Genomic DNA, 15,852 nt, shown 5'->3' on the forward strand with positions numbered 1-15,852 from the left:
TTAAGTTATTGTTTTTCAGTGAATTTTGATTTCCATTTTTTTCTCTCAGTGATATAGTAAATCAACGGTACCACAATCAAGGTCAGTAAAGTGGAAACTATCGCCCCAAACACTAACGAAATCGCCAAACCTTGGAATATCGGATCAAATAAGATGATGGAAGCTCCGATAACTACTGCACCAGTCGTTAATAAGATTGGCGTAGTCCGAACCGCTCCGGCTTCGATAATGGCTTGCTTTAAAGGAATACCATCGTTCAAACGGATTTCGATAAAGTCGATGAGCAACACTGAATTTCGTACCATAACACCCGCCAAAGCAATCATTCCGATAAAAGAAGTTGCGGTAAAGAAAGCACCTAACATCCAATGTCCTAATACGATTCCGACTAAAGAAAGTGGTATCGCCATCATCATTACCATAGGCGTTTTGAAGTTTTGGAACCAACCTACAATCAACATGTAAATGATGACAATTACGATTAAGAAAGCCGCTCCTAAATCGCGGAATACTTCCAAAGTAATCTGCCACTCGCCATCCCATTTTACGGTAAAGTCACTTTCATCCGAAGGCTGTTCCATATACAATTCGTTGACTTTATATCCTTGCGGCAATTGCATTTTTTGTAACTTCTCATTCATCCCTAGAATGGCGTACACCGGACTTTCCAATGCGCCGGCCATATCAGCTGTTACATACACGACTCTTTTCTGGTCTTTGCGGTAAATGGTTTTTTCCAAAGTATCTTGTACCACTTTTACCAAATCACTTACCGGAACGACATTGCCGCGACTGCCCTTGATTTTTAAGCTTTGAATGTCTTGTAAACTCGTTTTATCTTTATCATCCAAAGCCAATACGATGCCCACATTATCATTGGAATGTTCGTCGTATAAATTAGACACCGGATATTCTTTCAATAAATAGGTCAAATTACCTACTACTTGCTGTGGCGCAATTCCGTTTAACATCGCTTTTTCTTTATCGACTTCCAAGCGGTATTCGGTTTGATTGTCTTCGGTCATCCAATCCACATCTACGATATCGGTGGTGTTTTCTAAGATATTTTTGACTTGGTTGGCGACTTTAATTTGCTCCTTGTAATCAGGTCCGTAAATTTCGGCTACTAAAGTCGATAACACCGGCGGTCCGGGTGGCACCTCGATAATTTTTACGTTAGCGCCGTACTTTTTAGCAATTTTCTGCACTTCGGGACGAACGATTTTAGCGATGTCGTGACTTTGTAAATCACGGTCTTCCTTATGCAACAAATTCACCTGAATATCCGCCATATTGCTACCGCCACGCATATCGTAATGACGGACCAAACCGTTAAACGTAATCGGAGCCGAAGTCCCAATGTAGTTTTGGTAATTCACAACTTCCGGAACTGTAGAAAGATATTGTGCAATTTCTTGAGTCACCGCCGCAGTTCTTTCTAAAGTCGTTCCTTCGGGCATGTCTATTACGACTTGAAATTCATTTTTATTGTCAAATGGTAACATTTTCACCGCTACCGATTTGGTAAAGAACATCAACACCGAACCCAAAAGTAGCAATACGGTTATCCCTAACATCAAACGGCGTTTTTTAGAACTTTCCAAAAACGGACGTTCCATTTTGCTGTAGATTTTGTAAATCCATGACGTTTCAAGTCCTTGCTCGGCTTTGTGTTCTTGTGCTTCCTTTTCATGCAACAAATGGTAACCCAAATATGGTGTAACAGTCAATGCCACAAACAACGACAACAACATGGCAATCGATGCACCAATCGGCATCGGACTCATGTATGGTCCCATCATTCCGGATACAAACGCCATCGGTAAAATGGCCGCAATAACTGTGAACGTGGCTAAAATGGTTGGATTCCCGACTTCGTTAATCGCATAAATGGCGGCTTGTTTGAACGGCAGTCGCTTCATTTTGAAATGACGGTGCATGTTTTCGGCGATGATGATACTGTCGTCTACCACAATCCCAACAACGAAAACTAAGGCGAATAAGGTGATTCTGTTCAGTGTGTAGCCTAGCATATAATAAGCGAACAACGTTAAAGCAAAGGTCAGTGGCACTGAGAAAAAAACCACCAAACCACCGCGCCAGCCCATGGCTAACATCACCAAAATGGTAACGGCTATAATCGCAATGCCTAAGTGTAACAATAACTCGCCAACTTTATCCGAAGCAGTTTCGCCGTAGTTACGGGTAACTTCTACATGAACATCATCGGTGATTAAGGTTTGTTTTAAATGGTCGACTTTCTCCAAAATCTTTTCGGAAATTTTCATCGCATCGGCACCTTTTACCTTACCAACTGAAATGGTTACGGCAGGATATTCCGAATTGTTTTTAGCAAACTTTTCGTTGGCTTTACCGTATCCGAAAGACACGTAACTTCTTGGTGTTGAAGGTCCATCTTGAACCGAAGCCACTTGTTTTAAATACACAGGTAGATTGGCATTGACGCCCACTACCAAGTTTTCGACATCTTCGGCGGTTTGTAAAAACTCACCCGTGGTTACCAAATATTCTTTATCGGCTGCAACAAAACTACCCGATTGCGAACTGCCGTTGTTGGCTTGAATCATTTGCATGATGCCCAAAGCATCCACACCGTTCTCGGCCATTTTGTCTTTGTCTAAAATCACTTTAACTTCGCGATTTCGGCCGCCGATTTCTTTGGTGATGGCCACATCTTTGACTTTTTCAATCTCCGAAGTCACTTCTTCCGCAATTTGACGGATTTCAAAATCGTTCAATTTTTCGCTCCATAATGTTAGTCCCAACATCGGAACATCGTCGATAGAACGCGTTTTCACCATCGGTTTGTACACGCCTTGCGGGAATAGATTTTCGTGTTTGGCCAACTCGTCGTATAATTTCACATACGAGCGTTCCACATCTTGCCCAACATAAAACTGAACAATCAACATCGCTTGACCGTTCATAGCCATACTGTGCACGTGTTCTACGCCTTTGATGTTGGAAATGATTTTCTCCAACGGTTTAACCACTCGACTTTCCACTTCACTCGGACTTGCACCCGGATAACCTACCATTACGTCGGCCATCGGCACATTAATTTGCGGTTCTTCTTCTCTCGGAATCAGAAACGAACTGTATACACCAATGATCATTAATCCAACCATTAACAGTATCGTTAACTTCGAATTGATGAAAAAATGGGCAATTTTACCTGATATACCTTCTTGCATGATTTTAGTTTAAAAGTTTAAGGTTCAAAGTTTAAAGTTGTTATTGAACACTGATTTTAGCACCGTTAAATAATTTACCTTCTGCCGAAACGATGTATGATTCTTCAGATGATAAGCCTGATAATACTTCTACTTGATTGCCAAAAGTTTTACCGATGCGCAACCATCTTAAAATGGCTGTATTCCCGTTTCCGACTGTGTAAATTCCGACGAGTTGACCTTGTTTGACCAAGGCGCTTTCGGGTACTAAAACTTTATCAGTTGTAACAGTAGTTAGTGTTTTGTTAGCTAACGGAAATTGTACATTCACAAACATGCCGGATAAAATGGCTTTGTCGGTTTGGGTTAAGTTGATTTTTACCAAATATTGTCCGCCGGTATTTTTAGCCGAACTACTCACTTCAGTCACTTTTCCGGTTACTGCTTTGTTGATCGATTTTACTAAAACACTCACAGACATTCCGTTTTGAATGTTCGCAATATCGCTTTCCGAAACCATCGCGGTCACTTGCAAACGGGAAGCGCCTTCAATACTTACCAGCGGCAATCCCGGATTAGCCATGTCGCCTTCTTTGACAAAGGTGTTGGTCACTTCTCCGGAAAACGGTGCGGTAATATTACTGTAACCGAATTGCGCTACGACTTCGTTTCGCATTTGTTTGGCGGCTTCCAATCCGGCTTTGGCCATTTCGTAGCGCGAAGTCATATCGTCTAACTCTTTTTGAGAAGCACTTTGTTGGTTGAACAAAACTGTGAATCTTTCAAAATCTTTTTTAGCGTTGTTAAAAGCCGCAGTAGCTTGCAAGATAGAAGCGTCAACTTGGGCTTTTTTCGCTTGTAAGTCGGTGTTGTTGATGCTGACCAAAAGTTGACCGGCATTGACTTTTTGTCCGACTTTCACATGCACTTTGGTCACATAACCCATCATTCGGGTGCTGACATTAGCGCTGTTTTCGGCTTCGATTTTACCACTGGCCGTTACAAAAGAAGGGTTAGTTGAAACTGAATTTCCACTCACTTTTACCGGAATAGCCGGTGTATTATCAGCCGTTTCTTTTCGGTCTTTTCCGCAAGAATTAAGCATAAAAACGGAAGTCAGCGCGGTTAGTAGTAAACTATATTTTTTCATCATTTCTAATTTTTATTGAATTTGATATTGTTATTGACATTGAATTTTATCGACTCAAAAACTGTAAATACTCCTGTGTAAATTGGTATTCAAAAACCGCTTGTAAATGCTCCAATTCTTTCTGAATCATTTGGGTTTCGGAAACCAGTAAATCGGTCGTTTTTTCTAAGCCTTGAGCAAATCGGTTTTGGCGAATGCGATACGCTTCTTTTGCTTGTTCGAAGGCTAATTGTGACAAACTGACTTTATTTTCGGCGTCTTTTAGTTGGCGATTGGTTTTGTTGAATTCGAGTTGGCTTTGCTTTTTGTATTGCTCCTTTTCGAGGCTTGCTTTTTGAAAATCGGCTTTGGCTTTGTCATATTTCCCGATGGATTTGTAGCCGTCGAAAACATGCCACGACAATTGCGCGCCAACCAAATAGCCTTTAGCTGCTGTTCCTAAAAACTGACTATCGTATAACTCGTAACTTCCGAAAGCGTTTAATCTTGGTAAGAAGCTCATTTTACTCATCGTTAGTATTTTTTTGTACGCTTCTGAAGATTTTTGCATCGCTTGTAGGTCTTTTCTATTGTCTGAGAATTGCCAATCGGCAACTTCAACTTTGATTGTATTATCCAAAGCTTCCGAGGGTTTAAAGGTTTTGCCTTGGCCATCTTCATTAATTAAGAAAGCCAGATAATCCGAAGCATTTTGAACATTACTCTTGGCGTATTGCCGTTGATTCGAAATGTCATTCACACGAACTTGCACATTTAATACATCCGTTTTTTGCAACAAGCCCTGTTTGAAATAGTTTTCTACCAGCTTCAAATTGGCTTTGGCTGTGGATTCCGCTTTCTCCAAAACATTTAGCGCTTTGTAAGCCAATTGCAGTTGCATATACGCTTTGGAAACCTCTAAGGCTAAATACTCCTCAGTACGTTGTGTTTGCAATTGAAAAGCTTCCATTTTGGCTTTAGCAGCTTGTCTCCCGAAAATTCCGTCCATATTGAATAACGGTTGTTGGATTTCGATTTTTGTAGCGAAATTTTGGGTGGTTTTCGGATCGTTTAACAAGGCAGGATTGAAATCGGATTGGGTTAAGATTTCCTGATTCAATTTGGAACCAAAAGCCATTAACGGATTGGTAGTTGCCATTCCGGTGTATGAAAGAGAAATGTTGGGCAAAAAGAGTGCATTCGATTGTAGGTAATCTGCTTTGGCCGATTCATAATTTTTACGGGCAATTTGGAGTTGCAGATTTTTGTCAGCGAGTTTTTGTCTCAAATCACTTTTGGAAATGGTCAACGTATCTTGACTGAATCCGTAAGCAGTAAGGAATACAAACCCGAGTGTTACTAATAGCTTGCTCATATTCATGTCTTTTTTATCTGAATTATGAAGCAAAAATAGAACGGTGAAAAAGCGTGTACAGTTACAATTGTTACAGAGGTAGGAAAACAAAGAATGCCGTATAACTCAGGCATTCATAGTAAAGTGGTAATGATATATTTTATTTCATTATCACTTTTTGAGACACATAGTACTTATTGTCGAAAATAAAAGTGATGATAACGGTTTGGTTTGTAATACCATCCAATTCAAAATTCATGCTGTTATCGCCTTGTTGGGCATTTTCAATCTCGCCGTCAGTGATGATTTTACCATCCATACCTGAAACAAAATAATCGATGTTCGTGGTATAAGGCATATTAAAATGAACTCTCACAGTGCTACTGTCGGTTGGATTGGGCGAAACTGTCATCGAAAAAGGATTTTTACCTTCAATAGGTTGCACACCTAAAGGCGAATTTCGGATGAGTTTAACTTCATAAATAGTTGCATTTGCACTGGTAGAGGCAGTATTATTGACTGAGAAAGGATTAGCACTCGAACTGGTCAAACCACCAACGATATGACCAATGACAAATTCGTTAACCGTAATTTCATGTAACTTAATCACTTCATTGCTGTAATGCGGTAGCGATTTGTTCGGAATGAATTCGGCACTTGCTCCTTTTAGAGCCGGCATGGTTTCAGAAAGTTGGAACTCTTGCAATGAACCGTCAGCAAAACGAGTTGTTCTGCTAATGGTATTAACAAAAGGAACATTATTGTCTTGTACCAAAGTGGTGCCGTTATAGTAGTACTGACTCATACCGCCGAAAAAGAGGTTATGCATTTGATTTTCTGTGGCATCATACAAACATGATTTGGCGCTATGATAGTGGCTCAGATATTGGTTGAAAGATGTTTGCGGAAAATAGCCTTCTGCCTTAACATCTACCGGATACAAGAACGGTAAATCAACATTAATTTGAAAAACACCCGATGAAATAGTGTATCCTTGTGAACCGTCGGGAAAAATCTGCGGTAACAAATTGTAATCGCGTCGGTGCAAATGTACTGCATCAGTCACAGCTTCATAATTCGAAATACTCAACTGAGCACCTGAATTATCTATAGCAAATTTTCGAATTTGATTTGAGTAAGTTTGGGTGAATGTTGGGTTGTTCATCGGATTGTATCTTCCGTCAAAACGATGACCGCCAATCAAATAGAAAGTATCATTAATTTTACCCAGCTGTCCGCCGGTGATGGCGAAATCGGCATTGGTGATTTGCTTGAAATAAGGCGTAATGACAGTGCCATTGATAATAGCATTGATCAAACCCGAAACATTTATTGACGTTAATTTATCAAAAGTGATGTGATCATTGGCTGTAGCAGAAAAAGCATAGCCACCAAGAATATAGAGTGTATCACCATCTTGATAGAAATTGAAATTGGTCGCTTGCAGTTGCTCTTTTAGCGGTGTTGACAAAGCTGTAACCGAAGCCGACCAAAATTGATTAGCCACCACATCAACTACATAAACATTCGTATTATTGTTAGAAGCCGGAAAAGCATTGAAGGGTTGACGAGCGTGGATGCCATCTACTCTTCCTCCAATGATTAACCATTTTCCATCGTGTTGGCCAAAAGCATACGAATGAAGGCCCGGAAAATTGGAAATGGTAACAGGATTAAGTTGCACCTGATAATTGAAAGAGGATTGTGAAAAAAGGCTATTGGTAAAAATCAACAGTAAAATGGAGGAAAGTATTCTCATTTGAAAAAATATTTTCTCAAAGCTAAAACATTCTCCAAGAGTAGATTGCAACATTTGTTACAAAAAAACGCCTCCTTTTGGGAAGCGTTTAATGGTCTGTTAAAAAAAGCATTAAGCTTTTTTCTCTTCAGCTTTTTTAGAAGCACAACATCCGGCTTTTTTTTCGGTGCTGCATTCTTTCTTCTCTTCAGTTGAGCAAGATTTTTCAGTTTTTGCTTTTTTCTTTTTTTGCTTTGGCTCGCCATTGTTAGCGTTTACAGTCATAGAGAACAAAAGTGCTACTGCGGCTAATGCGGAAACTAATTTTTTCATTTTTATAAGTATTTTAAGGGTTTATCTGTTTAACAGTATTCAAATGTACTATTTAAAATAATTGATAGCCAAAAAATTAACTTAAAACTAACTTAACTTTTTGGCCGTAAAGCGCACTACAGAAGCTAAGCCTTGATGGTATTTTCCTTCCTCGAGGTTGATGGTTTCCGTGGTTATGGAATCGAAAATCACATTAGGAAAATCACTTCTTACTTGCTCTTCCGAAAAAAGCATGTCAATACTTTTAGGACCACCTGATTTGAAATTGAGTTGTTCCAAACTGAAACCTTCAAAAATAATTTGACCATTAGGTTTAAGTAAGTGAAGTAAATGATTGAAAAATGCGGTTCGTATGGTAGTCGGAATATGAGCATAAATCAAAATTAAAGCATCAAAATACTGTTCAGGATAGTCTAATGCTACCAAATCACCAACCTTATAATTGATGTTGACGCCATACTTTTCGGCCAATTTATCGGCTTTTATTTTACCTTCTATACTGGTGTCAAAGGCATAAACTTCGTGTCCCAACTGGGCAGCAAAAACGGCATTTCTACCTTCGCCTTCAGCCGGAAAAAGCAATTTTCCTTTTGGAATTTTACCTACGGTATTTTTGAAAAACACATTCGGCTCTAAACCATAAGCATATTCTTCTTCAGCATAACGCTGGTCCCAAAAATTAATCATGACTACTATTTTTTTGGTTATGGATAAAAATATTGAACAATAATCCGCCCATCAAACTGCCGTACAAAGTGGCATTCAATGGTTTGGAAGTAATAGGACAAGTTCCTGAGGCACAACCAATAAAATGATAATAAGCATAACCGCCCACTGCACCAATAATAACGCCAACACCAGTAATAATCAAATCTCTTTTACTCATGATTCAGTTTCCGACATTCGGCCAATGGCACAATTCACATACGATTTGGCTTTGCGAATTAACGTGTTGTTGCCCTTTTCGGGATATCCCAAATCGTTGAGTTTTTCTACTATCACTTCACGATTTGCAGTACCTGCAACGGTAATCGTATCAATTTCTTTGCTGATGTTTACCGCCATAACACCCTCTATTTTTAACAAGGCAGTTTTGATGCTGTTCATGCAACCGCCGCATTTGATATTTTCAACTTCAAATTGTTGTTCCATATTGAAGAATGGTTAAATGGATTTATCGAGTATGGTTTTGATAATATCTTCTTTAGATACTACTCCGGACTGTCGCCAAAGGAGCTTACCGTTTTGATACAACAGCATCGTCGGCACACTGCGAACCTGTTGCATAGCAGCCAATTCTTGGTTCTTATCCACATCAACTTTAATGATGGAAACCCTTTCGCCTAATCGGTCTTTGACTTCTTTTAATATAGGCCCAAGCATTTGACACGGACCGCACCAAGTAGCGTAAAAGTCGATTAAAACAGGTTTATCCGAATGGATTAATTGGTCGAAACTACTATTCATCTTTTTGATTTTTATAATTTACCTGACAGCCATTAGGTCCGCAACCCAAATTGAAAATTGCCTGAAATAAAAAGAAAATACCAAAGGCAACAAAAAACCATTGTTGGGTTTCATAGGCTTGAAAGAACAAGAACAAAGCAAACGTCAGCCTGAAATAACGCATTAAGTGCCAATTGGAAAACAATATTCTTTTCATTGCAAAAAATTATAATAAAGTGGTAGGACAAACGTAATCGGTCACCGGCAAATGGGTCAGTTTAATTTCATTAAACCCGCCAATAACATCTACAAAGTTATCGTAACCTCTTTGCTTCAAGATAGAAGCAGCAATCATACTGCGATAACCACCGGCACAATGTAAAACAAAATGCTGATCTTTAGGAAAGACCGATAAATGCCGGTTAATTTCATTCAAAGGAATGTTGATAGCGTTGACTAAATGTTCTGAATCGAATTCGCTTTTCTTTCTTACATCAAAAACTGGTGTCAGATGAATTTCTTCTAAAATAGCCAATTCATCCGCTGTAATTCTGTTCACGGTATCTACTTCTTTTCCGGCATTCACCCAAGCTTGAAATCCGCCTTCCAAATAACCGATGGTGTGATCGTAACCTACTCTCGACAAACGAATAATAGCTTCTTGCACTTTATCATGATTTTCGGCTATTAATAAAATCTCTTGTTGCAAATCGGGAATCAATTCACCAACCCACATGGCAAAATTACTTTCCAAACCAATATTGATACTGTTCGGGATAAAACCAGCGGCAAAATCAGCTGCTTTTCTGGTATCTAAGAGTAAGGCTTGGGTTTCATTGGCTACCATTTCGAATGATTTAGCATCATAAGGCTTTTGACCACGATGGATTACAGTATCTAAACTTTCATATCCTTGAATGTTCATCAATACATTTTTAGGAAAATAAGCCGGAGGTGTTGTTAAGCCTGTCAACAGCGCCAACACAAATTCGTCTTCCGTTAATTTCGGATTCAAAGCGTAATTGGTTCTTTTTTGATTGCCTAAAGTATCGGTGGTTTCTTTGCTCATCATTTTCCCGCAAGCGCTTCCGGCACCGTGATTTGGATAAACAATTAAATCGTCGGATAAAGGCATAATTTTTTCCCGCAATGAATGGTACAACAAACGGGCTAACTTGTCTTGAGTCAAATCGGCTACTACGTGTTGTGCCAAATCAGGTCGACCAACATCGCCAATGAATAAAGTATCGCCGGTAATAATCCCGTGTTCTTTTCCGTTTTCATCGGTGATTAAATAAGTGGTGCTTTCCATGGTATGCCCGGGCGTGTGAATGGCTTTTACTGTACACTTTCCGATATCAAAAACTTGGTTATCCTTGGCAACTAAAGCTTCAAAACCCGGTTTAGCGGTTGGTCCGTAAACAATTACGGCCTTTTCTTTTTTTGCTAAATCCAAGTGTCCCGACACAAAATCGGCGTGAAAATGCGTTTCAAAAACGTATTTAATTTTGGCGTTGTCTTTTTGGGCGCGATCTATATAAGGCTGTACTTCGCGCAAAGGATCAAAAATGGCAGCTTCGCCATTGGACTCTAAATAATAGGCTGCGTGAGCCAAACATCCGGTATAAATTTGTTCTAGTTTCATGTTTTTCAGATTTACCTCAAAAGTATCTTTCCAAGCTAAGAATGGAAATGATAATTATCAGTTAATCGATTACAAAATTAGAACCTAAAAAAGCATTAGTCGGTATCAAAAGTTACACAGCAAAAACTAGCCACGAACCAATTCTATGGAAGCGCGATGGAGTTTGATTTTTCCTTCGTTTTCCAGAGCTTTCAGCAATCGGGAAATCACCACTCGCGAAGTGTGCAAGTCGTACGCAATTTCCTGATGGGTGTTTTGAATAAAATCGGTTTTATTGATTTGGGCTTTATCGAGCAGATAATTGTAAAGCCGTTCATCCATATTCATAAAGGCCAAATTGTCGATGGCCATCAGCATTTCTTTCAAACGGTTGTTGTAACTGTTAAAAACATAGTTGCGCCAACTTTTGTATTTGCCCAACCATTCTTCCATTTTGGCTACGGGTATCATGACAACTTCACCTTTGGTTTCGGCTACCGCTCGAATCTCACTTTTGGTTTCGCCCAAACAACAAGCCATAGTCATGGCACAAGTATCGCCTTTTTCCAGAAAATAAAGTAACAACTCACCTTCATCAAAATCTTCTCGAAGAATTTTAATAGCGCCTGAAATCAATAAAGGCATAAACTTAATATAGTCGCCAAAATCAATCAATATGTCACCTTCTTCAAAGGTTCTTAAAGTAGAAACTTGAGCAATTTCTTCAAGTAATTTTTCTTCAAAAATAAATCCGTAGTTTTCTTTGAGAATATCTGTCATAAGATTGTCTGTTTATGGTTTTGTAAATTTCGACTAAAAAAGGATATGATAAAGATCATTAATCATGAAATTTATCATTTTTAAATTTACCATTCATTCATAAACTATTAACCAATACTTTAGATAAAAATCATGAAAAAAAACATGGGAACTTTAGACCGAGCCATCAGAGTCATTTTGGCTGCTGTTTTTGCTTATTTGTATTTTTCGGGTAACGTTACCGGAACTCTGAGCTATGTATTATTGGCTTTTGGCGCCATATTTTTACTAACCAGTTTGGTTAGTTTTTGTCCGCTTTATCCATTATTAGGAATCAATACTTGTAAAACCAAGTAATTTTGTTATTTGTGCCAATTGAAAGTGCTGCCAAAAACAGCACTTTTTTTATTAGGAATTACTTGAAAAAAGATTTCGCTATTTTATAATAATTTTAATACTACTGCGTTTTATAAATAGTAATTTGCACCAAAAATAACTACGAAACATGGATAAAATCAAAATACTTTGGGTGGATGACGAGATTGATTTGCTCAAACCGCATATCTTATTCTTAGAAAGTAAAAACTACCACGTTACCACTTATAACAACGGTCGAGATGCCATAGATGCTTATGAAGACGGTAATTTTGACATCGTTTTCCTGGATGAAAACATGCCCGGAATGAGCGGACTGGAAACCTTGTCGGAAATGAAAGAGAAAAAATCTTCTACACCGGTAATTATGATCACCAAAAGTGAAGAAGAATACATTATGGAAGAAGCCATTGGGTCTAAGATTGCCGATTATTTGATTAAGCCTGTGAATCCGAATCAGATTTTGTTGAGCTTGAAAAAAAACCTCGACCATTCGCGATTGATTTCGGAGAAAACCACTTTGGATTACCAGAAAGAGTTCCGCAAAATTGCCATGGAATTGGCTATGGTAAACAGCTACGAAGATTGGGTTGAGCTATATAAAAAACTATTGTTTTGGGAATTGGAATTGGAAAACATCAACGACCAAAGCATGTTTGAAATTTTGGAAAGTCAAAAAGTAGAAGCCAACGTACAATTCGGTAAATTTATAGAGCGCAATTACGAAAGTTGGTTTGATCCCAAGGCCGATAAACCCATACAATCGCACACCCTTTTCAGAGAATTGGTGGTGCCGGAATTGGTTAAAAAAGACAAACCGGTTTTGTTTGTGGTGATTGATAATTTGCGTTACGACCAATGGAAAGCTATGGAAAGTGTAGTGTCCAATCATTACAAATTGGAAAAAGAAATCCCGTATTACGCCAGTTTACCAACTGCCACACAATATGCCCGAAACTCTATTTTCTCCGGATTAACGCCGTTGGAGATGGAAAAGCAGTTTCCGCAATTTTGGAAAAATGACATTGATGAAGGCGGCAAAAACTTACACGAAGCCGAATTCTTAACGGCACATTTAAAGCGTTTGGGTCTGAACATCAAACAAGATTATTTCAAGATAACCAACTTGGCCGGTGGCAAAAAATTAGCTGATAATTTTAAGGCTCTTAAAGACAACCAACTCGTTACTGTAGTGTACAATTTTGTGGATATGTTATCACACGCCAAAACCGAAATGGATGTAGTAAAAGAATTGGCTTCCGATGATAAAGCTTATCGTTCGCTTACATTAAGTTGGTTTAAAAACTCGCCTTTATTGGAAATCATCCAACAAGCACAAAAATTAGGCTTTAAGTTAATCATCACCACCGATCACGGTACTATCAACGTTAAAAATCCTTCGAAAGTGATTGGCGATAAAAACACCAGTTTGAACTTACGCTACAAAACCGGTCGCAGTTTGACGTATGAAGACAAAGACGTTTACGCTGTAAAAGATCCGAAGAAAATAGGTTTGCCTACGATTAACATGAGTAGTTCTTACATTTTTGCTAAGAATGACTTATTTTTGGCCTATGTAAACAACTACAATCATTATGTAAGTTACTACCGCAATACTTACCAACACGGTGGTATTTCGTTAGAAGAAATGATTGTACCGTTTTTAGTGTTTAACCCGAAATAGGGCCGAGCGTTAAAAAACAGTCTGGTAGACTATTTTAGCGAAGGAGCCGGCAGGCGCATTGGCCTCTAATTTAGTACCAAAATCATAATAATGGAAATCATCTTTTCAGTAGACGAGTTACAAGAAGTTGCCCAAAAAATCATAGACGAAAACCCACACAAAGTGATTATTTTTAATGGTCAAATGGGCGTGGGCAAAACCACTTTGATTAAAGCTTTAGCGAAAACTTTGGGTGTAAAAGATGCTACCAGCAGTCCGACCTTTTCACTGGTAAACGAATACCAAGCCGATGGTGGGCAATATATTTATCACTTCGATGTATACCGATTAAAATCGGAAGCCGAGGCCTTAGATATGGGCATCGAGGAGTATTTGTATTCCGGACATTGGTGCTTTATCGAATGGGCCGAAAAGATTCCGAATTTACTTCCGGACGACTATTCGACTATAGACCTGACAACAGCACCCGACGGCAAAAGGATTTTGAGATTGAGCTGATATTGATTTTTGCTATTGACATTGCTATTTTTTTCGTACTTTCGAGCTAAATTCATTGTTCCGTTATGTCGTTAACCCCATTCACCAAGCAACAATTGCTGCCGCAAGAGGAAAAGTTAGAAATCTTTCGTCACAAAAGCGACCTTTTCATAGGAATTCCCAAAGAGACTTCTTACCAAGAAAGACGTATTTGCTTAACGCCGGATGCGGTGAATTCACTAACCTCACACGGACACCAAGTAATGATTGAAGCCGGAGCCGGATTGAGTTCGAGTTACACCGACAAAGAGTTTAGTGATGCAGGTGCCATCATTACTAACGATACCAAAAAAGTGTTCAGTTGCCCGATGATTCTGAAGGTTGAACCGTTAACGATGGAAGAAATCGGCATGGTGAACCAAAATGCGATTGTCATTTCGGCCATCCAATTGAAAACCCGGAAAAAAGAATATTTTGAAGCGCTGTCCAAGAAAAAAGTAACAGCTTTGGCCTTTGAATACATCAAAGACGAAGACGGCTCCTACCCTGCTGTAAAATCGTTAAGCGAAATAGCCGGAACAGCTTCTGTTTTAATTGCTGCCGAACTGATGATTAATAACGAATTCGGTAAAGGATTGCTATTAGGAAACATTACCGGAGTACCGCCAACCGATGTAGTCATTTTAGGGGCCGGAACGGTAGGTGAATTTGCGGCTAAAACAGCCTTAGGATTAGGAGCCAATGTCAAAGTATTTGACAACTCTATTACCAAATTGCGTCGTTTACAAAACAATTTGAACCAAAGAATTTTTACTTCTACCATACAACCCAAATCGTTACTCAAAGCTTTAAGAAGATGCGATGTAGCTATTGGTGCCATGCGCGGTAAAGACCGCTGTCCGGTAGTAGTAACCGAAACCATGGTGGAACACATGAAAAAAGGCGCGGTTATCGTAGACGTTAGTATTGATACCGGTGGTTGCTTTGAAACTTCGGAAGTAACTACACACGAATCGCCAACCTTTATCAAAAACAACGTGATTCACTATTGTGTGCCGAATATTCCTTCGCGTTATTCTAAAACAGCTTCTTTATCGATTAGTAATATCATTACACCTTATTTGCTGCAAATTGCGGAAGACGGCGGATTGGAAAGCGCTATCCGATGCAATAAAGGCCTAAAAAACGGTGTTTACCTTTACCACGGTATTTTAACCAACAAAGCCATAGGCGACTGGTTCAACTTACCGGATAATGACATTAACCTGATTGTCTTTTAAAATAATCCGCTACACTATTTACTGTAACTCTAACATTGATTACTTTTGCTGAAAAGAATCAATTATGAAGTTTTATCAACGATTTGCTTACTATTTGGTAGGCTTTAGTATCGGGATGTTTTTTGTGGTCTTAGTATGGAGCGGCAAAGATACCCGTTGCAATTATTTCCCCAACGCCAGAGTGCTGAACGATTTACGGAACAAACCCTTTCAATACGATAGTTTGGCTGCCAAAAAATTGAATGAGAAATGGGTTGACACAGCCGACATCAAAGCCACACTAACCCACGGTGATGTAGATTTTGATGTAAGTAACAAACCCTTAGAAGGCGGAAAAGTGTATATTATAGAAGGGAAAACCAAAAAGAATCTGCCTATCATTTTAAAAGTCATTAACTATTCAAACAAAGCTGTTTTAAAAGACATTACAAAAAAGTAAGCTTATTATAATAAAAAAAG

The 15,852-nt window shown here is 38.9% G+C and carries 17 protein-coding genes; 5 read left to right on the forward strand and 12 right to left on the reverse strand.

Features of this window, described 5'->3' with window-relative positions:
- Positions 1-5: 5 nt before the first annotated feature.
- From ACJG85_RS11925 to ACJG85_RS11980, 12 genes are all read right to left on the reverse strand, one after another.
- Positions 6-3,215, reverse strand: a complete 3,210-nt coding sequence (locus ACJG85_RS11925) for an efflux RND transporter permease subunit (RefSeq protein WP_412476501.1) — start codon at positions 3,213-3,215, stop codon at positions 6-8.
- Between the two features lie 40 nt (positions 3,216-3,255).
- Complete coding sequence (locus ACJG85_RS11930; protein ID WP_412464309.1) at positions 3,256-4,344, reverse strand: efflux RND transporter periplasmic adaptor subunit; 1,089 nt, start codon at positions 4,342-4,344, stop codon at positions 3,256-3,258.
- A gap of 46 nt (positions 4,345-4,390) precedes the next feature.
- Positions 4,391-5,698 carry a TolC family protein gene (locus ACJG85_RS11935; protein WP_412476502.1) on the reverse strand — a complete coding sequence of 436 codons (1,308 nt, stop codon included), beginning with the start codon at positions 5,696-5,698 and terminating at the stop codon, positions 4,391-4,393.
- Between the two features lie 139 nt (positions 5,699-5,837).
- The gene (locus ACJG85_RS11940; protein WP_412476503.1) at positions 5,838-7,436 is read right to left on the reverse strand and encodes a hypothetical protein; all 1,599 of its coding nucleotides are present in this window, start codon (positions 7,434-7,436) and stop codon (positions 5,838-5,840) included.
- Positions 7,437-7,547: 111 nt separating this feature from the next.
- On the reverse strand, positions 7,548-7,748 hold the full coding sequence (locus tag ACJG85_RS11945; protein WP_409678674.1) for a hypothetical protein: 201 nt from the start codon (positions 7,746-7,748) through the stop codon (positions 7,548-7,550).
- 87 nt (positions 7,749-7,835) lie between these two features.
- Positions 7,836-8,435, reverse strand: coding sequence for a class I SAM-dependent methyltransferase (locus ACJG85_RS11950; protein WP_412464312.1), 600 nt, complete (start codon positions 8,433-8,435; stop codon positions 7,836-7,838).
- Positions 8,428-8,634, reverse strand: coding sequence for a DUF6132 family protein (locus ACJG85_RS11955; RefSeq protein ID WP_409678669.1), 207 nt, complete (start codon positions 8,632-8,634; stop codon positions 8,428-8,430). Before ACJG85_RS11955 ends, ACJG85_RS11950 begins: the two co-directional genes overlap by 8 nt.
- Positions 8,631-8,900, reverse strand: coding sequence for a heavy-metal-associated domain-containing protein (locus ACJG85_RS11960; RefSeq protein WP_409678666.1), 270 nt, complete (start codon positions 8,898-8,900; stop codon positions 8,631-8,633). The genes ACJG85_RS11955 and ACJG85_RS11960 overlap by 4 nt, the downstream gene beginning before the upstream one ends.
- Before the next feature lie 12 nt (positions 8,901-8,912).
- Positions 8,913-9,215 carry a thioredoxin gene (gene trxA / locus ACJG85_RS11965; protein ID WP_409678663.1) on the reverse strand — a complete coding sequence of 101 codons (303 nt, stop codon included), beginning with the start codon at positions 9,213-9,215 and terminating at the stop codon, positions 8,913-8,915.
- Positions 9,208-9,411 carry a hypothetical protein gene (locus ACJG85_RS11970; protein ID WP_409678660.1) on the reverse strand — a complete coding sequence of 68 codons (204 nt, stop codon included), beginning with the start codon at positions 9,409-9,411 and terminating at the stop codon, positions 9,208-9,210. Before ACJG85_RS11970 ends, trxA begins: the two co-directional genes overlap by 8 nt.
- A gap of 9 nt (positions 9,412-9,420) precedes the next feature.
- Complete coding sequence (locus tag ACJG85_RS11975; RefSeq protein WP_412464315.1) at positions 9,421-10,839, reverse strand: MBL fold metallo-hydrolase; 1,419 nt, start codon at positions 10,837-10,839, stop codon at positions 9,421-9,423.
- 126 nt (positions 10,840-10,965) lie between these two features.
- Positions 10,966-11,598, reverse strand: a complete 633-nt coding sequence (locus ACJG85_RS11980; RefSeq protein ID WP_409678654.1) for a Crp/Fnr family transcriptional regulator — start codon at positions 11,596-11,598, stop codon at positions 10,966-10,968.
- 132 nt (positions 11,599-11,730) lie between these two features.
- Between ACJG85_RS11980 and ACJG85_RS11985 the strand changes: the two genes are divergently transcribed.
- The 5 genes from ACJG85_RS11985 (at position 11,731) to ACJG85_RS12005 (ending at position 15,832) form a co-directional block, all read left to right on the forward strand.
- On the forward strand, positions 11,731-11,934 hold the full coding sequence (locus tag ACJG85_RS11985) for a YgaP family membrane protein (protein WP_409678651.1): 204 nt from the start codon (positions 11,731-11,733) through the stop codon (positions 11,932-11,934).
- 148 nt (positions 11,935-12,082) lie between these two features.
- Positions 12,083-13,636 (forward strand): PglZ domain-containing protein, encoded by a 1,554-nt coding sequence (locus ACJG85_RS11990; RefSeq protein WP_412476504.1) that lies wholly within the window; start codon positions 12,083-12,085, stop codon positions 13,634-13,636.
- Between the two features lie 90 nt (positions 13,637-13,726).
- The gene (gene tsaE, locus ACJG85_RS11995) at positions 13,727-14,134 is read left to right on the forward strand and encodes a tRNA (adenosine(37)-N6)-threonylcarbamoyltransferase complex ATPase subunit type 1 TsaE (RefSeq protein ID WP_412476505.1); all 408 of its coding nucleotides are present in this window, start codon (positions 13,727-13,729) and stop codon (positions 14,132-14,134) included.
- A gap of 65 nt (positions 14,135-14,199) precedes the next feature.
- Positions 14,200-15,393, forward strand: a complete 1,194-nt coding sequence (locus ACJG85_RS12000) for an alanine dehydrogenase (protein WP_409678643.1) — start codon at positions 14,200-14,202, stop codon at positions 15,391-15,393.
- A 64-nt stretch (positions 15,394-15,457) separates the two neighbouring features.
- Positions 15,458-15,832 (forward strand): DUF4258 domain-containing protein, encoded by a 375-nt coding sequence (locus ACJG85_RS12005; RefSeq protein ID WP_409678640.1) that lies wholly within the window; start codon positions 15,458-15,460, stop codon positions 15,830-15,832.
- Positions 15,833-15,852 lie beyond the last annotated feature (20 nt).

The sequence above is a fragment of the Flavobacterium mekongense genome (genome assembly GCF_047038255.1).
Lineage (GTDB): Bacteria > Bacteroidota > Bacteroidia > Flavobacteriales > Flavobacteriaceae > Flavobacterium > Flavobacterium mekongense.